The sequence below is a fragment of the Sunxiuqinia sp. genome, from assembly GCF_055140945.1.
Genome location: NZ_JBSQYS010000003.1, coordinates 55576 through 82575, shown reverse-complemented (window position 1 = coordinate 82575; position 27000 = coordinate 55576). Strand labels below are relative to the sequence as shown.

At 43.5% G+C, this 27000-nt stretch carries 26 protein-coding genes; 6 read left to right on the top strand and 20 right to left on the bottom strand.

Annotated elements, in window-relative coordinates; genetic code table 11:
• Window positions 1-2 precede the first annotated feature (2 nt).
• The 17 genes from ACTB00_RS01910 to ACTB00_RS01830 all read right to left on the bottom strand — a co-directional run bounded on the left by ACTB00_RS01910 (window position 3) and on the right by ACTB00_RS01830 (window position 17515).
• Window positions 3-2414 carry a copper-transporting P-type ATPase gene (locus ACTB00_RS01910; protein ID WP_463298261.1) on the bottom strand — a complete coding sequence of 804 codons (2412 nt, stop codon included), beginning with the start codon at window positions 2412-2414 and terminating at the stop codon, window positions 3-5.
• Between the two features lie 31 nt (window positions 2415-2445).
• The gene (locus tag ACTB00_RS01905; protein ID WP_463298260.1) at window positions 2446-2697 is read right to left on the bottom strand and encodes a heavy metal-binding domain-containing protein; all 252 of its coding nucleotides are present in this window, start codon (window positions 2695-2697) and stop codon (window positions 2446-2448) included.
• A gap of 95 nt (window positions 2698-2792) precedes the next feature.
• Window positions 2793-3353: a helix-turn-helix domain-containing protein gene (locus ACTB00_RS01900; RefSeq protein ID WP_463298259.1), complete on the bottom strand. Its 561-nt coding sequence runs from the start codon at window positions 3351-3353 to the stop codon at window positions 2793-2795.
• 16 nt (window positions 3354-3369) lie between these two features.
• The gene (locus ACTB00_RS01895; RefSeq protein WP_463298258.1) at window positions 3370-3711 is read right to left on the bottom strand and encodes a P-II family nitrogen regulator; all 342 of its coding nucleotides are present in this window, start codon (window positions 3709-3711) and stop codon (window positions 3370-3372) included.
• Window positions 3712-3736: 25 nt separating this feature from the next.
• Window positions 3737-3940: a hypothetical protein gene (locus ACTB00_RS01890; RefSeq protein WP_463298257.1), complete on the bottom strand. Its 204-nt coding sequence runs from the start codon at window positions 3938-3940 to the stop codon at window positions 3737-3739.
• Window positions 3941-4104: 164 nt separating this feature from the next.
• Window positions 4105-4647 carry a hypothetical protein gene (locus tag ACTB00_RS01885; RefSeq protein ID WP_463298256.1) on the bottom strand — a complete coding sequence of 181 codons (543 nt, stop codon included), beginning with the start codon at window positions 4645-4647 and terminating at the stop codon, window positions 4105-4107.
• A 79-nt stretch (window positions 4648-4726) separates the two neighbouring features.
• On the bottom strand, window positions 4727-6520 hold the full coding sequence (locus ACTB00_RS01880; RefSeq protein WP_463298255.1) for an efflux RND transporter periplasmic adaptor subunit: 1794 nt from the start codon (window positions 6518-6520) through the stop codon (window positions 4727-4729).
• Between the two features lie 2 nt (window positions 6521-6522).
• Entirely contained in the window at window positions 6523-7842 is a 1320-nt protein-coding gene (locus ACTB00_RS01875; RefSeq protein ID WP_463298254.1) for a TolC family protein, read from the bottom strand.
• Entirely contained in the window at window positions 7832-8200 is a 369-nt protein-coding gene (locus tag ACTB00_RS01870) for a four helix bundle protein (protein WP_463298253.1), read from the bottom strand. The genes ACTB00_RS01875 and ACTB00_RS01870 overlap by 11 nt, the downstream gene beginning before the upstream one ends.
• A 51-nt stretch (window positions 8201-8251) precedes the next feature.
• Entirely contained in the window at window positions 8252-12157 is a 3906-nt protein-coding gene (locus tag ACTB00_RS01865) for an efflux RND transporter permease subunit (protein ID WP_463298252.1), read from the bottom strand.
• 90 nt (window positions 12158-12247) lie between these two features.
• Window positions 12248-12622: an HYC_CC_PP family protein gene (locus ACTB00_RS01860; RefSeq protein ID WP_463298251.1), complete on the bottom strand. Its 375-nt coding sequence runs from the start codon at window positions 12620-12622 to the stop codon at window positions 12248-12250.
• Between the two features lie 214 nt (window positions 12623-12836).
• A complete protein-coding gene (locus tag ACTB00_RS01855) occupies window positions 12837-14135 on the bottom strand; it encodes an APC family permease (RefSeq protein WP_463298250.1) in 1299 nt (432 codons plus the stop codon).
• Between the two features lie 164 nt (window positions 14136-14299).
• The gene (locus ACTB00_RS01850; protein WP_463298249.1) at window positions 14300-14758 is read right to left on the bottom strand and encodes a rhodanese-like domain-containing protein; all 459 of its coding nucleotides are present in this window, start codon (window positions 14756-14758) and stop codon (window positions 14300-14302) included.
• Between the two features lie 15 nt (window positions 14759-14773).
• Complete coding sequence (locus ACTB00_RS01845; RefSeq protein WP_463298248.1) at window positions 14774-15007, bottom strand: SHOCT domain-containing protein; 234 nt, start codon at window positions 15005-15007, stop codon at window positions 14774-14776.
• Between the two features lie 17 nt (window positions 15008-15024).
• On the bottom strand, window positions 15025-15180 hold the full coding sequence (locus tag ACTB00_RS01840; protein WP_463298247.1) for a hypothetical protein: 156 nt from the start codon (window positions 15178-15180) through the stop codon (window positions 15025-15027).
• A gap of 85 nt (window positions 15181-15265) precedes the next feature.
• The gene (locus tag ACTB00_RS01835) at window positions 15266-15898 is read right to left on the bottom strand and encodes a DUF2231 domain-containing protein (protein ID WP_463298246.1); all 633 of its coding nucleotides are present in this window, start codon (window positions 15896-15898) and stop codon (window positions 15266-15268) included.
• A gap of 36 nt (window positions 15899-15934) precedes the next feature.
• Window positions 15935-17515: a multicopper oxidase family protein gene (locus ACTB00_RS01830; RefSeq protein ID WP_463298245.1), complete on the bottom strand. Its 1581-nt coding sequence runs from the start codon at window positions 17513-17515 to the stop codon at window positions 15935-15937.
• Between the two features lie 606 nt (window positions 17516-18121).
• On the opposite strand from ACTB00_RS01830, the gene ACTB00_RS01825 reads away from it, so the two are divergent.
• Both ACTB00_RS01825 and ACTB00_RS01820 read left to right on the top strand, forming a co-directional pair.
• Window positions 18122-19258 carry an aldose epimerase family protein gene (locus ACTB00_RS01825; protein WP_463298244.1) on the top strand — a complete coding sequence of 379 codons (1137 nt, stop codon included), beginning with the start codon at window positions 18122-18124 and terminating at the stop codon, window positions 19256-19258.
• 197 nt (window positions 19259-19455) lie between these two features.
• Complete coding sequence (locus tag ACTB00_RS01820; RefSeq protein WP_463298243.1) at window positions 19456-20286, top strand: hypothetical protein; 831 nt, start codon at window positions 19456-19458, stop codon at window positions 20284-20286.
• Between the two features lie 355 nt (window positions 20287-20641).
• On the opposite strand, the gene serB is transcribed toward ACTB00_RS01820, so the two are convergent.
• The gene (gene serB, locus ACTB00_RS01815; RefSeq protein WP_463298242.1) at window positions 20642-21865 is read right to left on the bottom strand and encodes a phosphoserine phosphatase SerB; all 1224 of its coding nucleotides are present in this window, start codon (window positions 21863-21865) and stop codon (window positions 20642-20644) included.
• A gap of 90 nt (window positions 21866-21955) precedes the next feature.
• Entirely contained in the window at window positions 21956-22360 is a 405-nt protein-coding gene (locus ACTB00_RS01810; protein ID WP_463298241.1) for an OsmC family protein, read from the bottom strand.
• Between the two features lie 6 nt (window positions 22361-22366).
• On the opposite strand from ACTB00_RS01810, the gene ACTB00_RS01805 reads away from it, so the two are divergent.
• A complete protein-coding gene (locus ACTB00_RS01805) occupies window positions 22367-22582 on the top strand; it encodes a hypothetical protein (RefSeq protein ID WP_463298240.1) in 216 nt (71 codons plus the stop codon).
• A gap of 309 nt (window positions 22583-22891) precedes the next feature.
• On the opposite strand, the gene ACTB00_RS01800 is transcribed toward ACTB00_RS01805, so the two are convergent.
• Window positions 22892-23641: a hypothetical protein gene (locus tag ACTB00_RS01800; protein WP_463298239.1), complete on the bottom strand. Its 750-nt coding sequence runs from the start codon at window positions 23639-23641 to the stop codon at window positions 22892-22894.
• A gap of 206 nt (window positions 23642-23847) precedes the next feature.
• Between ACTB00_RS01800 and ruvX the strand changes: the two genes are divergently transcribed.
• The 3 genes from ruvX to ACTB00_RS01785 all read left to right on the top strand — a co-directional run bounded on the left by ruvX (window position 23848) and on the right by ACTB00_RS01785 (window position 26923).
• Window positions 23848-24270, top strand: coding sequence for a Holliday junction resolvase RuvX (gene ruvX / locus ACTB00_RS01795; RefSeq protein WP_159520165.1), 423 nt, complete (start codon window positions 23848-23850; stop codon window positions 24268-24270).
• On the top strand, window positions 24267-24836 hold the full coding sequence (gene def, locus ACTB00_RS01790) for a peptide deformylase (protein WP_463298238.1): 570 nt from the start codon (window positions 24267-24269) through the stop codon (window positions 24834-24836). Before ruvX ends, def begins: the two co-directional genes overlap by 4 nt.
• Before the next feature lie 143 nt (window positions 24837-24979).
• A complete protein-coding gene (locus ACTB00_RS01785; RefSeq protein ID WP_463298237.1) occupies window positions 24980-26923 on the top strand; it encodes a ComEC/Rec2 family competence protein in 1944 nt (647 codons plus the stop codon).
• Window positions 26924-27000 lie beyond the last annotated feature (77 nt).

Below are 27000 nucleotides of genomic sequence, written 5' to 3'. Positions count from 1 at the left end.
ATTTATCGCTTTCGAAGCCGTAAGGCATTAAATATCACCGACACCGAGCTAAAACTCATGGCTGCGGCTGCAATCATAGGACTCAGTAGGAGTCCGAAAAATGGGAATAAAATCCCTGCTGCAATGGGCACTCCCAACGAATTGTAAATAAATGCGAAAAAGAGGTTTTGCTTGATATTGCGCATTATCTTATTACTCAGCTCACGTGCTCGGACGATTCCATTCAGGTCGCCTTTTACCAACGTAATTTCAGCGCTTTGCATGGCAATATCTGTGCCAGTGCCCATAGCAATGCCCACGTTGGCCTGCTCAAGTGCAGGCGCATCGTTTATTCCATCGCCAGCCATCGCGACTACATGGCCCTTCTCCTGCATTGCTTTTACCTGGTTGTATTTATCTTCTGGCAAACATTCTGCTTGAAAACCATCCAGTCCCAGCTCATCTGCCACTGCTTTGGCAGTTAACTTATTGTCACCGGTGAGCATGTGTACCTTTACCCCCATCCCTTGCAACTCTTTGATCGCTTTGGCCGAGGTTTCCTTAATTTTGTCGGCTACACTAACAATGCCTTCCACTTTGTTTTTAAGGATGAGGTACATCACCGTTTGTCCGGCTGACTGCCACTCTTCAACGATATTCCTATTTTTATCATCGAGCGTCACTCTGAAGTTTTCAAGTAGCCTGTGATTTCCCAAGCCAATTTTTTCATTTTCATAAATGGCTTGTACGCCTTTCCCGGTGACCGATTCAAATTTATCGAGTTTCATTACCTCCAGTTTATTGGCTTTTGCCCCAGCCACAATGGCATCGGCCAGCGGATGTTCGCTGTTGGCATCCACCGAAGCGGCCAGTTGCAGGATTTCAAGGTCGCTTAGTTTTCCAAATGACTTAAACTCCTTCAGGCTTGGCTTTCCCTCGGTGATCGTTCCGGTTTTATCAATGATAAGGGTGTCCACTTTATTCATTTCCTCAATAGCACGGGCATCTTTTACCAACACGCCGGCCTGGGCCATCCGTCCCGATCCAACCATAATCGACATAGGAGTCGCAAGACCCAATGCACACGGACAGGCTATAATCAATACCGCCACTGCATTTACAAACGCATAAACGTATGCAGGTTCCGGTCCCCAAATTGCCCAAACTGCAAAGGTGATCAGAGCGATACCAATTACGATCTGCACAAAGTATTTAGCTACTGTATCGGCCAGTTTCTGAATGGGTGCGCGTGAACGGCTGGCCGTGTTTACCATTTCAATGATTTGTGCAAGCAGGGTGTCGCTGCCCACTTTTTCGGCTTTCATTTCGAAAGCAGTTTTACCGTTAATTGTTCCTCCTGTTACCTTGTCACTTTCTGTTTTTTCAACGGCAATCGGCTCACCGGTAATCATACTTTCGTCAATCACCGCCTCGCCTTGATGAATGATTCCGTCGACCGGTATTTTTTCGCCGGGTTTTACTTTTAAAATATCACCAACATTCACATCCTCCAGCGGAATTTCTGTTTCTTCGCCGTTGCGGATAACCCTTGCCACCGGTGGCACCAAATTCAGGAGGGCTTTTATGGCCGAATTGGTTTTACTGTGAGCGCGCAACTCTAAAACCTGCCCCATAAGCACCAGTGTTAAAATAACTGCCGCTGCCTCGAAATAAAGGTGGACATTGCCGTTTCCATCTTTAAATTGTGCCGGAAAAACCGAAGGGAGCACTAAGGCAAACACACTGAAAAGATACGCTGCACCAACGCCAATAGATATTAGTGTCCACATATTAGGCGACCATCTCACAATTGAACTCCATCCACGCTTAAAGAAAATACCACCCGAATAAAACACAACCGGGGTTGCAAGTATAAATTCTATCCATCCCAGAATTTTTTTCGAAGCCATATTTTCAAGGGCCAGAAATGGTATCATATCTGACATGGCGATAACAAATACCGGAACACTCAATGCCAGAGCTATCCAGAATTTTTTTGCCATTTTCTTGTATGACTTTTCTTCTTCGCTGGATTCTTCACCTTTTTCGGGGACTAAATCCATTCCGCATTTTGGACAGGTTCCCGGATGATCTTGCTTGATCTCAGGATGCATTGGGCAAGTATAGGTGACACCTGCTGTCTGCCTTGTTTCTTCTTTCTTTAAATGCATTCCGCAAACAGGACAGTCGCCAGGCTTATCGTAGGTTTTGTCACCTTCACAATGCATTGGACAATAATATTGCCCGTGGCTGCTTTTTGCCTTCGTTGCCTGATGCTGGTGGTGTTCGTGATGATGCTCGTGCTTTGCTTCAGTCCGTCCATCATCAGGAACCAGGTGCATATTGCACACCGGGCAATCACCCGGCTTGTCGTAGGTTTTATCACCTTCGCAATGCATGGGGCAATGGTATTTTGTTGTATTTGCTGTGTCCATGAGTTTTGTTTTTACTTAATCAGACATCAGGTCATGATAAGATGGCCCGTTTTTTATCTTCAAACAATGGTGCCAGATGCATATTACAAACCGGGCAGCTGCCGGGTTCGTCGTAGGTTTTGTCCCCTTCGCATTTCATCGGGCATTGGTAAACATTTTTTGCATCACTGCTTTGATCCGCCTGGTGATGGAGAACATGTCCGCTGCCACCACAGCAGGGAGCTGCTTCGCTCATCTCACTTGGCTGTCCGAATCCTTTGAATATTTCTCTCAGTGTTTTCATAATCAGTTGTTTTAAATTCAATAATTCAAAGTTACGCCATGTCTGACAGAGACTTATTACACAATTTCCGAATTCATTTACATCATTTTAAGGTTTCAAACCTTGTCGATCGATTTTCGCTTTTGTTCGCCCAGTTTCTTAAAAAATGAAGGCGTGAAACCAGTCACTTTTTTGAACTGTCCCGATAAATGCGCCACGCTGCTATACCCCATTTCAAAGGCGATTTCGCTTAGTGTTTTCTCATCGTAGACCAACAATTCTTTAACCCGCTCAATCTTCAGGTTGATCAAGTGTTTTTCAATGGTTGTCCCTTCTACCGAAGAATAGAGCGAACTCAAATAATTGTAATCGTGGTTAAGTCGAGCAGACAAGTAATCGGAAAAATTCTCATTTACTTTTTCCTGATCCTCATACATGTAGTCAATACACTGTTTCTTGATCTGCTCGATGATCCGGCTTTTCGCATCACTTATAATTTCAAAGCCAACCTGAATCAATTTTTCCTGAATTGCCGCGAATTCACTTTCGTCCAGCTTTTCCTCGAGGATAACTTTTCCCATTTGCACTTTAGCCTTCTGAAAACCGGCTTCTCTAAAGATGTCGGAAACGACCAAAATGCAACGGTTGCACACCATATTTTTGATATGAAGCTCCATAAATGTTCAGCTCTAATTAGATGGCCAAAATTCCTTTCTCATCGGTTCGTACTTTATAGACCTCATCGACAGGAGAAACCAAGATCATCCCATCACCTCTGTACCCTGTTCGTCCATGTTCACGAATGAGTCCAACAACCGGGTCAACATGTTCATTTGCAACCAACATTTCCAGTTTAATCACCCGGTAGGCATCAGCATAAGGATATTTGTCACTGATATGTTGCTTTTCATGGTCGGAATACTGGCCAGTACCTTCACATTCAACAAAGGTCATGCAACAATACCCATCCTTTTTTAAGGCATTGTATACAACTTCGACCATCCTGTGTCTTATATAAGCTTTGATGAGTTTCATCGTTCTATCGTTTTAATGGTTAATCTTATTTTGCACTAACTTCCCCGCAATCTGCAATCTCTTTCAGTTCACATGACGAACACGTTTGATCCTTTCCGCTACCTTCGTCTTCCAATGAACAAGAGTGTACAGTAAACTCAGCATCTTTATCAAATAAAAGCTTCACACCTAAGGCCAACATGATAATGGCGACCAAAATGACTGATATAAGAATCGTTTTAATAATCATGACTTTAATTTTTAAGTTACTTTTTAATCACGTAATTAAAGTTAGTTAATTCATGAGGCTTATCTGTTATATAATTCATCGAAAGATTTATATATTCTTCTCATCACAACTACGATCTGTCAATTCAGGTTCATAGCCATCTGCGGCCTTCCGAAGCTACAGGACTACATACCCTTCGTCCCATGAAAGTTCATTTGATAAGAGGTATCACCATCTTCCATTTGAAAACGATACCCGAAGGTCATTCGTTCCGAGTCAAAACCTCCAAAATGCTCATCTCCCGGGCTATGCTCATCAGCCATGTGATGCTCCCATTCAGTCTCACCTTCGTGCCTGTCGCCCATCATACCTCCCATCATATGGCCTTGTCCCAAGGAATGCCCGTACCTATGTTCAAAATCATCGCCGGTGAGGCACACCATCACACTGTCGTGACTGCTTTCGTAATAGTTAAGCATGAAGGTGGTATCCAACACATCGCTGTAACAATGCACTTCAATTTCTTCGTCATTGAGCATTGATATGACTGCAGTCGCGCTTACCTCCGTTAGAGTTGATCCTGAGGTGTTTTTTAATGTACTGGCTGTTAACGTGCCGTTGTAAGTTCCTTCTATTGTCTGGTCAGAAACCTCGTCATTTTTGTTGCAGGCTGTTATGACCAATATTGCGATAACGGCCAATATTTGAGTTATTTCTATTCGTCTCATAATTGATATTTTTTATTTGGGTTTACTTAAGAATTTGAAGAAAGGAAGAAACGAATTTCTTCCTTTCCTGTCTTTCCTATTATTCCAGGGTTTCCCTGGTCTCTCCACATCCTAACATTTCGTCCCCGAAATAAGGATTTCGTATCTCTTCTGTTTCGCTAAACCAATAGGCCCCTTTGTCGCGGTTAGCCATCGGGCAATATTGATAGTAAGTCGTCTTGTCCTTCAAGCCAAACATTTTCAGGCTTTTGTAGAAAGCCAAATTGAATTGTGCGAATTCGGTTCGTTGCTCTTCAATGTCCATCGATTTGCTGATCGTACTGATGGTACTCTCCAGTGTTTTCAACTGATCCATCCAGGCCATGTGTGCATCGCCTTTGAGCAATCCCATATCAACATTCTTCAGTGATTTTTCGACATCCTGAGCCGCAACCATCACTTGGTGAGCCTCAGAGGCAACAAATGCGTCCTTCATGACAAGGTAATTTTCATAGACCTTAGTCAGTTGTTGCTTAAAAGCAGGATCGGTTTCAAGCGATTCAACAGGAGTGTGTTTTTCAACCGTTGTTTCTGTTCCCATCTCTGTCCCGCCGTGGTCATGCCCAGTCATCACCGCACCACCTTCGGGGCTCATCATGCTCGGCTTGCCGGCGAGCTGTGCCGCGGCATCAATGCTGAAGGTACCGTTCACCGCAATTTCTTCGCCTCGCTCCAATCCGCTCTTAATGATGAAGCTCTCGCCCAGCGAAGGCCCCAGCGTCACCTCACGCATTTTGAAACTCACGCCTTGCTCCGTTGTGGTCTTCACATAAACCAGCGAACGCTCGCCGGTCCACATCACCGCGGTTTTTGGTACCACCACCGATCCCGGCTCCGCTGTAAGTTCCGCTTCAACCGTTCCCGACGCAAACATCTCGGGTTTTAACTGGAGACCAGCATTGCTGAACTCCACCCGGGCTTTGGCCACCCGTGTCTGGGGATCAATCACCGGATCGAGCCAGGAGATCGTTCCTTCAAACGACTCACCCGGCAGGGAAGCGACGGTAAAATTGACGCGGTCGCCCCGCTCGATCCATGCCAGGTCGGACTCGTACACATCAAAGAGCACCCATACCCGCGAGAGATCAGCAATCTCGTAGATGGCCTCGCCCCTGCCGATATAGTCACCCAGTTTGACCTTCTTTTCCATCACATATCCGGAGCCCTCGGCGTAAACCTCAAATTCCTCTTTGGACTTCCCTGATGCCAACAGGGCTTCCACCTGGCTATCCGACAGCTTCCAGTTTTTCAGTTTCTCTTTGGCAGCACTGAACAGCTGCGGTTGTGTCACCTTGATTTTTTGGGCTTCAAACAGTTCTTCCTGGGCCGTGACCAATTCCGGCGAATACACTGCTGCAACAGGCTGTCCCTTGCGGACAAACTCGCCTGTGAAATTCACCATTAACTTTTCAACCCGCCCGGGTAGGTGCGACGACTGGGAAAAAACCAGCCGCTCGTCGGCCTGCACCTTGCCGTTCAGCCGCACAGATTTGACAGGTTCGAGCGAGCCCACGACAGCCGTGCTGACGTTGGCCAGTTGCATGGCCGTTGCCGACATGCGGATGGCCATGGGATCCTGCTCACCGTCTTGCTCACTTTCGAGCGGAATCAAATCCATCCCGCAGATAGGGCAATCGCCCGGCTCCCCCTGACGGATCTGCGGGTGCATGGAGCAGGTCCAGGTTTCCGACTCAGCGGACACTTCCGTTTCATGATCATGCCCCTCGTGTCCGGTTTCGCCTCCGGAACCACCAAAAAGCATCCAGCCCAGTAACACACCTACCAGCAATGTTGCAAGTACCGTTAAAATTGTTTTTTTATTTGTTGTCTTCATTTTTATTCAGTTTTTGCAGTAATGTAATGGAGTTTGGCCAGCGCGATCTGGTATTTAGCTTCCGCGGTAGCCATCATTTTTTCGTATTTCAGCAGTTGCTGCTGCATGCGCAACACCTCTTCGAATTCCTTTCCGGAGTTGCCATAAGCGCTAAACAGCAGGTTGAGCGATTGCTGGGTAGTCACCAGTTGGTTTTCGTACAACTCAATCAGTTCCAATTGTTGCTGCATATCAAACCAAACGGTCTCATAACCCGAGCTAAGCGAGTTGACCAGCTCTTCGCGTTGCAGCGTGTAGCTTTCCTGCATCAAGCGCGCTTCTTTTACCGCTGCCTTGTATTTACCCCTGAAAATGGGAATGTTCACCGAAACCATCGGCATGAGGATATCCTTGCCGTTGTCAGCCAGGCTCATATCGCTGCGTTCAGCCACAACCGCATAGTCCAGTCCGACTCCCAGCTTTGGCAGTCCTTGTTTTTGAGCCGCAAGCTCACTGGCTTCACTCGCCTGTATTTTCAGGTCCAGCGCATTCAGCACCGGGTTGTTGGTCAGCAGCGAATCTCTTCGGAAATTAGCTGCCAAAGCTTCCGCTTCCAACGAATCCCGAATAAGAACTGCTTCGCCTTCCTCCCTGTTGAGCAATTGATTGAAGCTGGCGCGTAACGGTTTCTCCTTCTGATCCAGGATGCTCAGGTTGGTTTCGGCATCCTTCAACATCAAGTCCACCCGCAACACATCCACCATCGGAGCGGCACCGCTTTTGAACTTCGAATTGGCAATGGTTTTATACGATTGCAGAATGTCGATATTCTTCTGCTCGATCTTTTTCCATTGCTTGAGTTCGTACAGCGGGTAGTAGGCCGCCGCCACCTGATAGTGCAATTGGTTTTGCGCATCCAAAAACGATTGGTATTTGGCTTCCGCCATCAAGGTCGCCACATCGCCCTGCGCTTTCAATGTTCCAAACCAGGGAAACATCTGGGTGAGTGAGAATTTGGCTCGTTGCGGGCCCACACGCGTTTCAACCGGCGAGATGAAATAGCCGAAAGAAAACGAGGGGTCAGGCAAGGTATTCACCTGCGGTACTTTTTGCATGGCCGCTTCAAACTCCTTGTATTTGGCCTGCAATCCGGGATTGTTCTCCGAAGCGATTCGTTGGTAATCGCCAAGACTTTGTCCAAATGACGAAAACGATAGCAGAAACAAGGTTGTGATTAGAAGATAGAAGCTAGAAGTTAGATTATAGAATTTAGATTTCGGATCGTCTGGACTACTATTCCCTGCTTCTCCCTTCCTGTATCCGATAGCTATTTCATTTTCCATTGCTTTTCCAGTTTTGATGAAGTTTGTTTATCATTCTGCCAATTTGATCCAGCTCATCCGTCAATTGTGCGTACCTCTCACGATTGATATAACCGCACTCCAATGAGAATAAAAGCCAGGTCTCCGTTTCGGTACATGAACCTAACAAATGAATGAGATGCTGCTTAAAAACAGATTCATAAGTACGTTTTGCCCATCCTTCGCTTATATTGGAGCTGATTGATCTTGATGAACGCACAATTTGAGAGGTAAGAGAATAGATCTCTTCTTTTGGGAACTTACGTGTAATCCAGAAGATATCCATTGCAATTTTGAAGGATCTCTTATAAACTTCCAAATCTTTATATGACTGTATCATTCTTTATCATTTTAAATTTATAAAACACTTTACCATACTAGTTTCTGTGTTCTAATTTCTAACATCTATCCTCTCATTCCTACCATCCAGTTTTCGCTCTTCACGCATACTGTACAATACCGGCACAATGAAATAAGTGATGGCGGCAAAAATCATCCCGCCGAAAGCCGGAATAGCCATCGGAATCATGATATCTGCCCCGCGCCCAGTTGATGTCAGAATAGGAAGCAGCGCAATAATGGTTGTTGCCGAAGTCATCACTGCAGGCTTGATTCTTCGGTGGCCAGCTTCCACCACCGCCGCGCGGATACCTTTCATGTTGTCGGTCTTGTTTCTTTCAAAACTTTGGTCGAGGTAGGTCGCCATCAATACGCCGTCGTCAGTGGCAATTCCAAACAGGGCGATAAAACCGACCCACACCGCTACACTCAGGTTCACCGTGTGCATTTGAAACAGGTCGCGCATATTGGTTCCGAACAGGGAGAAATCGACAAACCAACCCTGACCGTATAGCCATATCATCATAAACCCACCGCTAAATGCCATGGCAATCCCAGAGAAAACCATCAGGGAGGTGGTGACTGACTTAAACTGGAAGTAAAGAATCAGGAAAACAATAACCAAAACCAAAGGAACAATAATAGAAAGGCGTTTTTCAGCCCGCACCTGATTCTCATAACTTCCGGAGAATTTGTAGCTTATTCCCGAAGGTACATCTAAATCTCCGGCATCAATCCTGCCCTGAATAGCATTCTGCGCATCGTTGACCACGCCCACTTCGGAAAAGCCATCACGCTTGTCAAACAAAACATAGCCAACCAAGAACGTATCTTCGCTTTTAATGGCCTGTGGACCGCGCTTGTATTCAAAATCAACCAACTGGCTGATGGGAATTTGCGCCCCGGTTGGCGTTGGGATCAATATTTTGCCCAGCGATTCGGGATCGTCACGCAGCTCGCGGGGATAGCGCACCCGCACCGGAAAGCGCTCGCGCCCTTCTACCGTTGAGGTAATTTCCATTCCGCCAATCGCCGTTTCAATGGTTTGCTGGACATCTTCCACGTTCAAGCCATACCGCGAAATTTCATCCCGGTTGATGTTCAAGTGCAGGTAAGGTTTGCCCACAATCCGGTCGGCAAACACCGCTTCGGCTTTTACCGAAGGGACTTCTTTCAATATCTCCTCCAGTTGCATCCCAAATGCTTCAATGGTTGGCAGGTCTGGAGCGTACACTTTAATCCCCATGGGGGCGCGCATGCCGGTCTGCAGCATCACCAGTCGCGTTTCAATGGGCTGTAGTTTGGGCGCCGAGGTTACTCCGGGAATTTTTGCCACTTTCACAATCTCGTTCCAGATATCGTCAGGCGATTGGATTTGCTCGCGCCAATTACGGAAATAATTACCCCAATCGTCCGGCACCAAATCCGCACGGGTCACCCCACGTTTCAGGGCTTCCTCATTGCTAAGCGTGTCTCCATTCACCAATATAAAACGGTCATCCTTATCCACCTTAAACCGCGTGCGGTGCCCTTTTTCGTTAAGCATGTACTCCGGGCTGTAGTTGATCACGTTTTCGTACATGGAAATGGGAGCCGGATCGAGCGCAGATTCTACCCTTCCTAATTTTCCGACGGTAAGCTCAACTTCAGGAATGTTGGTCAGCAACATATCCAGCTGACCCAAAACCTTCCGGTTGTATTCAAAGCCCGAATGGGGCATGGAAGTGGGCATGAGCAGAAAGCTACCTTCATTAAGTGAAGGCATAAATTCTTTTCCAATTGCGGGGAATGTATGGGTCAATCCGGACCACACTTTGGTTGTGCGAACATTCCAGCCTACCGCATCGAACCCCTTGGCTACAAAACCGAACAAAGAATTAAAACCTATAAAGGTTGTTGTTCCGAAGAGAATCAAAAAAGAAGGAATCAACAGAAACGTAACCTTATGGTCAAGGCACCATTTTAATATTGGTTTGTAGAAATACTCCAAAATTGTGAAGAACCCTAAGATAAGCGTCACAATCAAAGCAACAAATACCACATTCATGACCAAACTTTTGGCGGGTCCCAGCGGAAGCCAGTATTTAGCCAGCAACCAAATTACACCAATAACTACAATGATGATTTCAGCATGCTCAAACATCCAGTAGGCGGCTGATTTTGCTTTTTGTTGAACTGATTTATTGGAAGAAGTAGCACCTTCGCCTCCATTTAGTGCCTCTCCTCTAGCTTTTAACCTCGATCCTCTAAGCTCTTTTAACACACCTACAAGCCCAAAGGCCAGGAACATCATTCCGCCCCAGATTTGCCCGAATAAGAGAGCGGCAATACCAATGGGAATCAATATGATATTCACCCATTTCCTGATTTTCTGATTTTTGATTTTAGCGCCAAAGAACCAGTGGGCCAGCATGGGTAAAATAAACAAGGAGACTATCAATGCGGCTATCAGTGCAAAGGTTTTGGTGAAAGCCAGCGGCCCGAAGAGTTTCCCTTCGGCAGCCTGCATGGTAAATACCGGAATGAAACTCACAATGGTGGTCGAAACCGCAGTGAGTATTGCAGAGCTCACTTCAGAAGCACCGTTGTAAATGGTCGTTATAAGTTTTTGCCCGGGCGGGGCTTCATCCACATGCTTGATGATGTTCTCTGACAGAATGACCCCTAAATCGACCATTGTCCCAATGGCAATGGCAATACCGGATAAGGCAACAATATTGGCATCGACACCAAAGTAGCGCATGGCGATAAACACCATCAACACGGAAATGGGCAATAAACTGGAGATTAGAAAGGAGGCCCGAAGGTTGTATACCATCACAATCACGACCAAGATCACAATCAGGATTTGAAGCGAAATGGCCTCTTCCAATGTCCCCAATGTTTCGTATATCAATCCGGAGCGATCGTAAAAAGGCACGATCGTTAGTTGGCTAACCACGCCATTCTCCAATGTTTTTCGTGGCAACCCAGGCGAAATCTCCTTGATTTTGTCTTTCACATTGTTGATAACCTGCAACGGGTTGGCTCCATAACGTGCCACCACGACGCCGCCCACCACTTCGGCTCCGTCTTTGTCGAGCGCACCACGCCGGGTAGCTGGCCCCAGAGAAACGATTCCAACGTCCTGAATACGGATTGGGACATTTTCCTGAACGGCTACCACCGCTTTTTCAATGTCTTCCACTTTTTTGATGTACCCCAATCCCCGCACCAGATATTCAGCCTGGTTGATTTCGATGGTTTTGGCGCCAACATCCCTGTTTGACTTTTGCACCGCCTGCATGACTTTATGCAGCGGAATATTGTATGCCTTCAAGGCATCGGGGTTGACATCGATCTGATATTCCTGTACAAAACCACCAATGGAAGCCACTTCCGAAACGCCTTCGGTGGCATTCAGTCCGTATTTTACATAGAAGTCCTGAATCGACCGAATCTCATGTAGATCCCAACCGCCGGTAGGATTTCCATCCTTGTCGCGGCCTTCGAGCGTATACCAATACACTTGGCCCAAAGCGGTGGCGTCGGGCCCAAGCGCGGGTTGAACCCCTTCCGGCAGCAAACCCGAAGGAAGCGAACTCAGCTTTTCCAGAATGCGCGACCGTGACCAATAAAATTCAATGTCCTCTTCAAAAATGATGAAGATGCTGGAAAATCCGAAGATGGAAGAACTGCGAATCGATTTCACACCAGGGATTCCCAACATATAAGTGGTTAGCGGATAGGAAATCTGATCCTCAATGTCCTGTGGCGAACGCCCCATCCATTCGGTGAAAACAATCTGTTGGTTTTCGCCAATGTCGGGAATGGCATCTACCGGAACCGGATCTTTTGGTAAAATACCGGTATCCCAGCCAAACGGGGAAGTTACGATTCCCCAGCTCACAAAAAGGATGAGCACTAATAGTGTAACCAGCTTATTTTCAAGAAAAAAGCGAATTATTTTATTTAACATGCAATTTCAGTTATGATTTTTTGTTTATGATATACAACAAGTTAGCCACTACAAAGTTGTTTCCTTGCAGTTTTGTTAATCATCATAAAATCATAAAAGAAATACTTCTTTTAGAGCGAGTGTTTTTTGAATGGGAAGTAAGGGGGGTGCTTCAATAAAATTAAGACTTGCAACTTCCGTTTCAGGCTCGTTTAATAACCTCACGGCGAGCAAATCATGTCCCAAAATATCAAGTTCGGCTAAAACCGGGATGCTTGAAACAGCAGGGACTGAAAAATCCTCTTTAACCTGATAGACCTGTGTTTCATTGTGGCAGCAGCTGTCCATGTCGCAGCAGGATTTTGCTTCATAAAAGACGGCAACTGATTCGAGTGAACCTGCGCAATAATGTTTTGACACAGCCATCCCCATTGTTGAAATCAACAACAAGGCAGATAAAATGATATGGCTGATTCTTTTTAACATGATAGCAAATTAAACAAATAATTTCTAAAGGTGTTCTCTTAAAATTGATAATTTTTGTTAATTTGAAACAAACACAGACTATTTGCCCGGTGGTTTTCAACTATTTTAACTGATGCAAACTGATGCAAACTATGCGATACTGGAAAATTGAAATGGTATTCGATTCTAGAAAAATGGTATCTATTTTTTTTGAATTTCATGAATTCGTAAACCTTTAGTTTGATTCTTCTTGTCTTGAAAGAAACCATTTCTCACCAAAGTAAATAAGTAACATAGCTCCTACTGCTACAATCACCACTGGCAAGTCATTTTTTGCTTTCGTTAAAACAAAACCGGATAGAACAACCAGATCGAGTACAATCGCTGAAATTACGATTGCAGGTTTAAAGTCAACCTTTCCGCGTAAATTTTTTAGCAGTCCGTAGTGTATCCCAATGTCCATAACCAGGTAGAAAATTGCGCCGAGCGAAGCAATTCTGGAGAGGTCGAATAAAATAGTAAGCAGGATTGCAATCCCGGCGATGTAACCCAGCATGTGTTTTTGAATCCTGCCCGACATCCCAAGGTGGCTGTGGGGGATCAGTTTCATTTCTGTGAGCATGGCAGTCATTCGTGAAACGGCAAATATGCTTGCGATTATTCCGGAGATCGTGGCAATGATGGCCACAAAAACGGTGACCCAAACACCATATTTCCCAAAAGCCGGACGAGCTGCTTCGGCAAGCGAATAATCCTTTGCAGAAATGATTTGCTCAATTGACAAAGATGAAGCCACCGAAATGGCTACTAAATAATAAAGCACCACACAAATGACAATGGAAATGATAATAGCGCGGCCTATATTTTTGTGTGGTTTTTTAATCTCGTCGCCACTGTTAGTAATAGTTGTAAACCCTTTGTAAGCCAATATGGTAAGTGCCAGTGCTCCTATAAAGCTTGTGACTGACTTGTCAGGCAGGGTTTTTGGAAGGGTTTCGCTGAAACTAAAACCGGCAGCCCACAAACCTCCGATGGCCAAAACCCCCAGACCACCAACTTTTAAAACCGCCATCGTAAACGATGACTTTTCAATCAATTTATTGCCCGAAATATTCACCCCAAATGCCAACACGATAAGGGCAACTCCAAGCACCGGCACCCAGAAGGTATCTTTTTCCACATCAAACAACTGCAACACATAGGTGCCAAATGTACGGGCAACCAAACTTTCATTAATGATCATTGAAAAAGCCATCAACAGTGCCGCAAATGCTGTGAAAGTGGTTTTGCCATATTCCTTTTTCAGATACATGCCAATGCCGCCGGCCGAGGGAAACGCATTGGACAATTTAACGTATGAATAGGCGCTAAAAGCAGATATTGCTGCGCCAATTACAAATGCGATAGGAAAAAGATTTCCGGACAATTCGGCAACCTGTCCCAACAATGCAAATATTCCGGCACCAATCATCACTCCCGTCCCCATAGAAACGGCGCCAGTTAACGAAAGGCTATTTTTTTTATAATCATTCATGATCTAGAATCTTTTGGGTAATCCGCTTCCGCTACCAAATCGGCTAGTGTAGTTTGCCGTTAATAAAACGTTTTTTGAAAGCCTATATTTAGCACCGGCACTCCAACCCGCTTTAAGGATAAATATAGTATCCGATTGCAGTCTGTTAACCCACCCCCTTCAGACTATTCTCCTTTTTCTACCGACAACCCTAAAGTTACCCAGTCGTGCATACCACCACGGTAATAAAGTATTTTATCGGGCGGGTAACCGGCCTTCAGTAAATTATGGATGGCCCAGGATGACTGCGGACATTGCAGACCATTGCAAAAGAAAATGGCAGGCTCGTCGGGGTTCAATTCATCCATCCGTTCAACCACTTCGTTGTGCGGTATATTTTTTGCCCCGGGGATGGTTGACTCTTTGTAAAAATCAGGAGTGCGCCCGTCGATTACCTGCATCCCTTTTCCCAGCGAATCATTTAATTCAATCTCATCTATCGTTCGAACGCCATCGGCTACTTTAATAGGCTGAATTTTGCCCCATGTGGTATCAACCTGTACCAATCCTGAATCTCCTTTAACCGGTTGCGGCACCATTTGCGAATCGCCTTTTTTTTGATTACGTTTTTCATTAATATCCATAATGTATTTCTTATTTTATAGTAAATCTTTCTTCTGTTCTTCAAATTTCTGCTTGTCAATTTCACCGCGGGCATATCGTTCTTTTAAAATGTCCAAAGCCGTTTTACCGGTTCTTTGATTCGTTGATTGATTGTTTTGATTCAATCCTTTTACAAGCATCCAAACAACCACAACTATTATAATAAGACCGATGATCCACCACCAGCCCATTCCCATTCCCCAGCCGTGTCCTTCAAATCCGTTCATCATAACATTCTCCTTCCTTTTTACTGGCTATTCTGATTTTGCATCATTCCGCCTTGTTCCTGGCTCTTCATGCCTTGTTTTTTATTTTGACTGTTTTTCTGTCCCATCATTTGGGCGTTTGCTGTGTACCCTGCCATAAAGAGTAGGGTCGTTACAATAACTATTAACTCTTTCATTTTTATTAGTTCTAAATATTTATACAAAGTGTTTGACAATTAACTCCTTAACTATTGAGTGATTTTAAGAAGAATTTATAGTATCCTATTCTTCATGTTGTTCAATGAAATTTCCACCCGGTCCTACCTCTTCAATAAATACCAGTTGCGAACCGAGATGTCCCGCAAGGCTTACCGTAACTGCCGAGCCGGCCAGCACGAGAAATACAATTACTTCCGCCCAGATTTTGCGTTTTGTAAAATGGCTGATTAATTTCAGAACAAGAGCAATGCCGGCCAGCCAAATCGTCAGGTATGCATAATACTCATGGGTTTCAAACACTTTTTGAGCGTTTTCGGTCAACCCCCCGGCGTGCGGGTGAAAAACCATTCCAGCGAGCAGTGTGCCAATAAATCCACCAAGCAATAAGAATATGGTTATCAGGCTCATTTGTTTCCGGTAAGCAAATAACCCGACAAGCTGGGCAAGCGCCGCCACCAGTAAAAGGGCAACTGGGAAATGTACAACCATGGGATGGAGGTTTGGAAATTCGCCCCACGAGGCAAAAGTTGAATTTGCTGTAGCTGGAATTTCCATTTCTTCCGGCAGTCCTTTCTGAAGTACTACTGATTCATTTCTTTCTTCGCCGTGGCTATGTTCTCCTTCCTGTGCGTTGGTTTGCAAGGAAAATGCTAAGACCAAGGTCAAAAACATAAGTAATTTTCTTATTTGTCTCATGCTACTTATTTTTTATGCCCAAACGATGGGGCTATTTTATGTCACTTGATAATTACGCATCATTCCCATATCCTCGTGTTCCAGGTTGTGGCAGTGATAGACATATATTCCTTTAAAATCTTTGAACTTCATCACTATCTTAACTTTCATGCCCGGCATTAGCAAAAAGGTATCTTGCCAGCCTTCATCCATGAAGCCGTCTTTTATCGTTTCCCAAACTGCGCTTTCCATTCCGGAAACATCGCGGTCGATAATTTGAAATTGCAAACCATGCAGATGAACAGGGTGAGGCATGCGCATCATATCCTGCATCATGCCCATGCCGCGGCCATCGTCGCCGTTGATAAATTCCCAAATCTCGGTAGTTCCCAGTTTTACTTTTTCCCAATCGGCCACTTCGGTCATCCCAAATGTTTCGCTATTGATGACCCACTGCATGCGCTGGTTATAAAAATAGAATTGTCTGGGCGAGTTAGAATTTACCGCTTTTACGGCGTCTGTTTTTTTTATGGGTGAAAAAGAAGCAGGCAATGTTTTGATTTCGCCCTCGTTTTTGGTGATTTTAAAACGGGCAACATTGAATGCATTGCCGTTTTGTGTGTCTTCGGATTGCATCATTCCACCCATCATTCCGCCGCCCATCCCCATGGAAGTACCACTGTTAAAAGCAAGACTTTCTAATTGAATTTCGTCGGTGTTTTTCGCATCTGAAAAGTCTTTCCAGATTTCGGCACGTTGACCAGGAGCAAGCATCAGGTAGGGTTTTTTAATTGGCTTTTCTAAAAGTCCGCCATCCGTGCCGATTACAATCACATCGCTGCCATCGCTCCATGCTAATTTATATATTCGTGAGTTGGAACCGTTTAGCACCCGAAATCGATAAGTCGCCTTTGAAACTTCCATTATTTGTTCCGGGGAACCGTTCACCATGATTTGCTTGCCCAAAAAACCCTGCATTTGCCCCATCCGGTTATTCTGCAAATAAACCAGTTGGTTGTTGTTGTCGAACGTTCGATCCTGGATAATTAATGGAATATCATATTCACCGCTTGGCAAATCCTCGTTCACACCTTCAACGATAAACATTCCTGCCAAGCCTTGATAAACCTGCGGCCCGGTAATTTTATCGGGATGCGGATGGAACCAATAGGTACCAGGGCGATTGTTTACTTCAAATTCGTAAATGTATTGTTTGCCGTTTTCAATGGCGTACATCGGATGCCCGTCCATTTCGGGCGGAATGTGCAACCCATGCCAGTGCACTACACTTTCGTGTGGAAGCTGGTTTTTAAAACGAACGCGAATTTTTTGCCCATTTCTTACGCGGACGACTGGGCCGAGATATGAATCCGGCAATTTTTCGTGTGATGCATTTTCGCCTTTCAACAATTTTGACTGATAAGAATAAATATTTGTTGGGTTGCCGGGGAAAAATTGTAATTCCGATGGAGTAGCTGTCAGTTCAAGATCAACATCAGGCTCAAAATCACTATTAACTCGATAATTTCCCGAGATTGTTTTTTGTTGACCATCAGTGGAGCAAAAAACCAACGAAGGAACTAATGTGGTCAAGGTAACTCCTTTGGCAGAATTTTTTAAAAATTGCTTTCGGTTCATTTTTTTGTTAGAAGTAAGGAAAAGACCGTGCCATGATATATTGATAGCTGTAAATGCCTAATTGATTTATATTAAGAAAATTAAGCAGAGGGTATGTCAGGTGGTCAAGTGTGGAAAAATCTCCTCATTTGATGGGGGATGTTACCAACATTAAAAATAAAGTTAAGGGTACCGTTTTCGATTGAATATTCTATATTTCTGCAAGTTATCTTATGCACCCCCAGAAAACCCTAATAGAAATCCCGGATAAACATCGGCTTTGGATACCTTAAAAACCATCGAATTCAACTATGCGACACATTGCAAAAAAGCTGTTGTATGCCTTGGGTCTGTTTATGATCCGGAAACTTGGACATAATAGAGTAGAAACAAAAGAATAATATGGTAGAAAAACAGGATAATTCAGACCAGAGATGAATTGTGTTTCCTTCTGGTAAAACTGATTGTTGTAACTACCAATAAAAGAATCATTGGAAGAGGAAGAATTTTTTTGCTCATCTGTTATATTCGCCGTAAATTTTTACATAAATTTGTTTGATTTGATAAAAGTAAATTTGACTTTTTAAACTCAATTGTATAACTATTAATTCAATAACGCTAACACTTATGAAAAAACTAGCTTTTCTGTTATTAATTTTCGCTTTTGCTTGCCAGCAGCCTGAAGAAAAGTTTCAGGTTCCTTACACAAAAGCTGATTTTGAAACCACTGTTGATGGTAAATCAGTCAGTTTATATACGTTGGAAAATGAGAATGGCCTGCGAGTTGACATTACGAATTATGGAGCCAAAATAGTTGCCATCCTGGTACCTGGCCGAAATGGAAAATTGGCAGATGTAAATTTAGGTTTTAAATCGATTCAGGAATATTTGGATCATCACAATGAGATTGGTGCCATTATTGGACCTTATGCCAATCGTATTGGAGATGCCAACTTCTCGATTGGAGATTCTACCTACCAGCTTCCTGCAAATGATAATGGCAACTGTTTGCACAATGGGTTAATTGGGTTTAAAAACCGGGTTTTTGATGCCGAGAAGATTGACTCGCCAGAAGGTGACGCTGTTGTTATGAGCATTGAGAGTCCGGATGGAGAATTTGGTTTCCCGGGCAATAAAGAAGTAAAAGTAACTTACACGCTAACAGCTGAAAATGAATTGAAAATTGATTACGAAGCAACTACAGACAAGGCAACTCCTTTTAACCTGACAAATCATGCCTACTTCAATCTGAAAGGAGAGGGCAATGGTGACGTATTAGGGCACGTAATGGTGATTGATGCAGATTCAACAACCGCTATTAATGAAGAATTGATTCCGACCGGCGAGATTGTTTCAATCAAAGGAACTGATCTGGATTTTACGTCTCCACATACCATCGGTGAGCGAATCAATTCAGATTACGAACCGATCCGGATCGGCAAAGGATATGACCACAATTATATTTTGAATAAGGATCAGAATGGCAATGAGTTGACATTTGCAAGTAGCGTTTACGATCCTGAGTCAGGCCGTTATATGGAAGTGCTGACCACAGAGCCAGCTATTCAATTTTATTCGGGGAACTTCCAGGATGGATCGTTGACCGGGAAATATGGTAAGCCATTTGAATTTCGTACCGGAATTTGTTTAGAAACTCAGCATTACCCTGATTCACCTAATCACCCGAACTTTCCAAGCACTATTTTGGAGCCGGGTGACACGTTGGAATCAACAACGATTTACAAGTTTTCGGTGAAAGAATAAGGACGCATTTCACAATAAATGAAAGCCGAATGACAACAGTTTTTCGGCTTTCGTTATTTTATGAAACTGAATAGAAGAATCAAAGAGAGGCAGCTGATAGCGAAGTAATGGAGCACCTGTCTTTTCAAAACCAGTCTAGGTTAGTTAATAAAAAAATGCTAGTTTGGCTAGTTCAAAAATCGATTTAATTTATTGTTATGAAAAAATATCTCATTTTCCTTTTGTTTGTTGGAATTTGTCAATTCTCTCTCGCACAACAACCCTATAAATATGTCATTATTCCAACTCAGTTTCCTGATTTTACGGAAGGCTTTAATCCTTATGGGCTAAGCACATCGCTGCAAAAGGAACTGAATGCGAAGTCTATTGAAACTGTTTTCCAATCGGATGAGATTCCTGACAATTATTGCGACGCGGTGACCGCCGGTTTAGTGAAACTGAAAAGTACATTTCGTAATAAATTAACGGTGGAATTGAAGGACTGCCGGAATAGGGTGATCTGGTCGCAAGAAGGAACAGGGCGATCGAAAGATTTCAGAAAAGGTTATGGGGAGGCGATCGCAGATGCCTTGAAAAATTTAAATGAATTGCCGGTTAATCAGAATCCAAGCACGGCTGAAAAGGCAGTGACAACTAAACCTACCGAAAACGAAGACAATCCACTTCCTGCTATTACGGACAAGCCACAACAAAAAGCGGAAGTTGAGATTGCGGAAGTCGCAGCAGGCCAGAAGTCAATCTACAAGCCTGAAAATCTGTTTTATAACTACACTTATTTTGTTGATTTTGTTGAAAAGGGAAATGGTAAAAAAGAACTCGTTATTGTAAATGGAGAGCTGCTAGGTTATCAAAACCTGCAAGTTATCGCTACCTTAATTCCTTCGGGTCTCGATCAGGTGTTTACGGTCAATTGGATAAACACGGATGGAACAACGGCTCGGGGAGTAGCCAATCTGACTAGCGAGGAATTAAATGTATCATTGCCCAATGGAGATGAAATGGAGGTTATTCAGTTGCGGAAATACTAAAATTAGAACACGATTTTTAAATCGTAAAGAAAAAAGAGTTGTCATATAAATTTACCGGCAGCTCTTTTTTTTTACAATTTAAAACCCTGAAAAACATCCGATTGAAATCGACAATCACCTGTTTGGTATATCATTTTAAGCAGGAATGAACGATGCCTGAAAATGCATGCAGCTATTTTATGAGTGTACAAGCCGCAAACGGTAATAAAACCAAAGAAGGGAGCTTGTTGTGTCTACTGTTCATTCGGAACGGTAAAATGCCGTCGGTACAGACAGCTAAAAATTGTGGTGCGTAACATGCACAACTCAACAGTTGCAATAAGCGAACGTTTTTCCTCATCAATTGTACTTCGCTTTAATCGTATATTTCCCGATCACGAAAACCAATTAAATAAAGGAGCGCATCAAGACCGACTTCGGAAATAGCGTTTTTAGCAGTTTCCTGAACTTTGGGCTTGGCATGAAAAGCGATACCCAAGCCCGCTAATTGAATCATGGGTAAATCGTTCGAACCATCTCCTACCGCAATGACCTGCTCCAAATGTAAATCTTCTTTAAAGGCCAATAATTTCAGCATTTCAGCTTTTTTTTCACCATCCATTATTTCGCCTACATGCCGCCCGGTCAATTTGCCATCGGCCACCTCCAGTTCATTGGCAAACACATAATCGACATCCAGCTTCGATTTCAGGTAGTTGCCAAAATAGTTGAACCCACCAGACAAGATCGCCGTTTTATAGCCAAACTTTTTAAGTGTTCGAAATAAACGCTCAGCCCCTTCGGTGAGGGGTAGCTGCTCGGCAATCTCACTCATAACAGACACATCCAGCCCTTTTAGCAAGCCAATGCGCTTCTCGAAACTTTCCTTAAAATCAAGCTCTCCGCGCATAGCTGACTCGGTAATCGCACTCACCTCATCGTAAACACCAGCCTTGCGGGCTAATTCATCAATCACTTCAGCCTGAATAATTGTGGAGTCCATATCAAAACAAACCAAACGACGATTGCGCCGATACATATTATCAACCTGAAAAGCAATGTCGACACCGGTTTCGGTGCTGATTTCAATAAACGTCCGTTTTAGTAATTCTTTATCGTGAGGGGTTCCACGAACCGAAAATTCAACCACACTTTTGACATTTCCCTTATCATCGTTGAGCGGAATCCGCCCTGACAGACGAGAGATAATATCAATATTTAAGCCTTGCTTTGAAATAGCTGAAGTTACTTTTGCCAGCTGCAAAGCAGTTAATTTACGTGCCAGCAGCGTTACAATGAAACGTTCTTTCCCCTGGTGAGTTACCCATTCTTCATACCTCGCCTCGGTGATGGGGGTAAACTTCACCTTCAATCCCAGTTCGTGCGCTTTGAACAACAAATCCTTCAATATTGGCGAAGAATCGGCTTTTGCCGATAACTCAAACAAAATACCCAATCCGAGATGTTCGTGAATAACCGCCTGTCCGATATCCAGTATATTTACTTCGTATTGCGCTAATATTTCTGTTAGCGACACCGTCAATCCGGCTTTATCAGCGCCTGATATATTGAGTAGGATAATTTCGCGTCCTTTTTGCATGCTATGATTCCATAATTTAGTAGGAGGAGAATGAATGCTTAAAATATTACCTGAAGTCAAGCTGGTTGATGCCTCGAAAACCTTAAATGATCACCAATTAAACTTGATTGTTTGTACCAAATCGGAGTGCAAACTTAACGGAACCGGGCTTTTACCGGCCACGCTTTCAATCAGCTGCTTTTCTTCATCAGTATAATTCTTCTTCGGAAAGAAAAACTCAACAACAACCTCTGCTACGCGACGCGGATCACTAGCCATGATCTTCGTAATTTCGAGCTGTGTTCCAACAATATCAATTCCATGATCCATCGCATTAATGCCCATAATCGTCATGATGCAATTCCCGAGCGATGTCGCCAATAAATCTGTTGGTGAAAACGACTGCCCCTTTCCGCGGTTATCACAAGGTGCGTCGGTGATAATCTTTGCGCCCGATTGCACATGAATATTCTCCGTGCTCAAATCGCCAAGATAAGTGGTCTTTATTGTAACCATAGAGTTGTGTTTTTGAGTTTCGGCAAAAATACAAAAATAAAAGCATGCGATGGTAAACTTGTTTACCGATTGAACCGAACCGGTCGTGATGTACCTGATACCGCCAGTACCGACTTACGGGCGACACCCGGAAATTACGCTTGCGATCCGGCTCTTTCAATCAACCCGGTTTCCGCCTTCAATGCATTTGATTTCTTCCAATCGACCCGGTTTTCGGCTTAAACGAAATTGATTTCTTGCTGTCGACCCGGTTTCCGGCTTCCCCGGGTTTTCGTTAGCCTATTGACCCGGTTTCCGGGATGAACACATTTTTTTGAAGCCAGAAACTCAGTTTCCAGACTGAATTATTTTTTTCTCCGTTGTCGACTCAGTTTCCGGGCACCTTCTTTTCGCTGTCGTCAAAAAAAAATCAATTGACAGCATTACCATAATTCAACATTGCCAATTAGTGACACAAAAAAGAAAGCAGCCCCAAAACTTACTTTTGAGACTGCCGTACCAAATTGACTGATTAATTTTAAAATATATTGACTAAAAATGGGCTGAGAAATGAATTCCGAGATTAAAGCGTGGAGCAATCCGGTAGCCATATCCATATGGTTCAAATACGATATCTCCATGTCGGTAATACAAATGATCTCCTACCCAAAACCGATCGCAATGAAATGGTAAATGTTCGAACACCAGATGTGCCGGGAATTCTACCCGTACATAACCAACTCCATGATGATGACGATAATAGTGACCGCCATAAAAATAATAATCACCGTGCTGATGTCTGATTCTCATCGGGCTCTCACAAAAGCGAGAATAAACTCGTCCGTATTTTGGGTGACGATATTCGTAGCGACGATCATACTTGTAATGTCTGTTGCCATACTTTTCACTGTAGCGGTACGACTTTTTATTATTCCGATTCCAATGATCGCTTCGGCTATCTCTTTTATTCCGATTCCAATGATTATCCCGATTGTTCTTTCTGTCCCGATCGGCATAACTCCGTTGGTCTCGTGAGCGACTTCGATCCCAATCGTGGCTGTTATTTCGATCTGACTTGTGATAGGCCCGTTGATCATTTCGAGGCTTCCGGCTTCGGTCGGCTGTTGAATATTCCCGACGGTCGCTTTTTCTACTATTGCGGTCGTTATACTGCTTACTTTGCTTGTAAGTTCGTCTGCTATCAGAACCTGTTTCTCTACGCTGTGCCTCTGCGTTAACTCCTGTCATGACTGCTGCAAGTGTAATCATCAATACAATCAGTCTCATCTTTTTTGTTTTCATGGCTTCCAGTTTTTAATGTTTTATAAATGTCTCATCTGGTGCCTGCATTTACCGGTAATCAGTTGTTTGATGACAAGCAAACCTCATGCCAAAAGCGCATCAAATTAAATTTCAACATCTTACATACAGCCCGAATAAACATCTTTTTTGAATAAGAGCTTTCATTCTGGCTTGATAATATTATTTTTGCACAAATTTTAAATGAAATGGGTAGAATATTGGCAATCGATTATGGCCGAAAGCGCGTTGGCCTGGCTGTTACCGATCCGATGCAATTGATTGCATCGAAGTTAACAACAGTTCGCAGCCATGACATCTTCGACTTCCTGAAAGACTATTTTCAGAAAGAGCAAGTCGAGAAAGTCATTATCGGGTACCCACTTCAGATGAACAATGAGCCCTCTGAAGCCGTTTTGTATATCAATCCGTTTTTAAAGCGGTTTCAAAAGCTTTATCCCGACATGCCCATCGAGCAGGTTGATGAGCGCTTTACATCGAAAATGGCATTTCAAACCATGATTGATGCGGGATTGAAAAAGAAAGACAGACAAAACAAAGGAACGATTGATGCGGTAAGTGCAACAATTATTCTTCAATCGTACATGGAACAACAAAAATATAGATCATGATATATCCGGTAACTGTATATGGAGATCCGCTTTTGCGGAAAGTAGCTCAACCAATTGGTGAGGACTTTGAAGGACTGAAAGAACTGGTTGAAAACATGTTCGAAACCATGTACCATTCGGAAGGTGTTGGGCTGGCCGCTCCTCAGGTTGGTAAATCACTCCGCATATTTGTTGTTGATGCGAGTCATATTGCTGATGAAGAGCCCGAACTGGAAGGGTTCAAAAAAGCATTTATTAACCCCGAAATTTTGGAAACAAGCGGCGACGAATGGGTCATGAACGAAGGCTGTTTAAGCCTACCGGAAATCCGCGAAGACATTAGCCGCCCGGAACGAGTTAAAATTAAGTACCTCGATGAAAACCGGGTTGAGCATATCGAAGAATACGGAGGTTTTGCTGCCCGTGTTATCCAACACGAGTACGACCACCTGGATGGAGTTTTGCTGGTTGACTACCTCAACCCATTGAAAAAACGTTTGCTTAAAAGCAAACTAACAGCTATTTCGAAAGGAAAAGTACGGACTTCATACCGCATTGTTTTACCTGGCAAAAAAGTAGGTTCGTGAGAGAAATGGGTGGTTTTATCATCCAAATAGTAGCGTTCATCAAAAAATTACGCTCAGCTTAAACTAATCATATTATTCGCCCGTAGTCAGTATAAAAACAACTGACTGTGAGCTTTTTCAGAAATAACCCCTTTACAAAAATTTTGAGTTTTTGGATCGTTGGTTTGATGCTGGGCTTTTATGTTCCTCAAGCTAAGCTTTTACTATTGATCATCAGCATCATTTTAGCGGTACTCGTTTTGGCTAAGTTAAAAACCAAAACGTACCCGTTTGACAGCTACTTGTCAGCCTTTTATGCCAGCTGTTTCGCCTTGCTGGCCTTTCTATCAGCCCGTCGCCCTTCAATTCCCAACCGAAACGAAAAGCAGCATTTTATAGCTACGGTATTGGAATATCCAACCGAAAAGACCAACTCTTACCAAAGCGTAATTCAAATTAATCAGGCCGACTCATCGTATTACGAAAACCAAAAAATAATTGTCTATCTAAAAAAAGACACCTCTGTTCTTCAACTAAAGCCGGGCGACCAGTTGGTTGCTCAAGCCAGAATCCAGCGCATACAAAACTCAAACGACCTTTTTGCTTTCGACTATCAGGCATTTATGGCCAATCGAGAAGTTTATTACAGCGCCTATTTGCCAACGAAAGATTATCAACGAATAACCGAAAAAGCCTCCAGCATTCCATTTGCAGCTGAACAGTTTAGGTTTCGCTTAATCAATCAACTCAAAAAACACATTACGAATGATGAACAACGACAGGTCATTTCGGCATTAACACTGGGGTACCGAAAAGAGCTATCGCCCGAAACCCGCTCCTACTTTGCCTCAACCGGGGCCATGCATGTTTTGGCCGTCTCCGGCTTGCACGTGGGAATGATCTACTTGTTTCTCACTTATGCGATTGGTTTTCTCAAACGAACTCAGCTGGGACGAATGACCTTTGTAATTATCATCGCCCTACTCTTGTGGAGCTATGCACTAATTACAGGCTTTTCGCCATCGGTGCAACGAGCAACAGTTATGTTCTCGTTTATTCTTGTCGCCAACAGCCTTCGCCGACCGGCATCAATTTATAATTCAATCGCTGCTTCGGCATTCTTACTTTTACTAATCAACCCCAATTTAATTTTTGAGGTGGGCTTTCAACTTTCCTATGCGGCCGTTTCCAGTATCGTTTTCTTCTTCCCAAAAATAGAATCGTTGTGGTCGCCCCAAAACAAAGTGATCAATTGGTTTTGGCAACTTTTCTGTGTTTCGATGGCAGCACAAATTGGCACCTTCGCTTTAAGTGTTTACTATTTTCACCAGTTTCCTCTTTTCTTTTGGCTCAGTAATTTTATTGTGATACCCGCAGCGTACATTATCTTGGCCAGCACAGTCTTATTCTTCCTCGTTTCTCCGGCAAACTGGCTGGCAGCAGTCCTTGCAAAGGTGCTGTCATCAGTAACTTTTGTGACCCTATTTCTGCTCAGGGAAATTGATCAGATTCCAAATTCACTGATTGAAAACATTGGTATTTCAGTATTCCAATTAAGCGTTTTGCTGGCCTGTTTAATCGCAAGCATGTTTTTCATTAAACTAAAACGGAAAGAATTTCTGTTTGTGGCAGTATCCCTTTTCTTGTTCTTTCAAATCGCTGCCTTCCGCCAGAAAGTGGCGTTGTTTAATCAAACAAAATGCATCGTTTATGATTCGGCTCGCTACCTGCATTTAATTAATGGTCGCAAAAACTACCTGATTTATGCTGAAAATAAAGAGGAAGAATACCGATCGATTCCGCATGCTCTCCGGGAACTTCAATTGGATTCTCCAACTAGAATTCAACTCGATACCTGTCAGAATTTTTCGACTCCCGATTTGATCATTGACAAACGGACAGTTCTGTTTGTTAATCAAACCTTTCAATACAAAAAACGTAAGGTAAAGCGACAACAGACAGGTCTGAAGAATCCAGAAAAAGACGATCAACAGTCCCATTTTTCAGATCTGGCTTTTAAAACAACAATTGATTCGGCATTGGAGAAAGGTAAGATTTTAGATTTTAATAACTTATCAGTTCCCGAAACATTTATTGCTGACTTTTAACAATTTACGAATCTCAGTGCTTTTAAGTTATTGGTAACGCACACGAAAAACAGGCATAAATTCGTGGAAATTGTAGT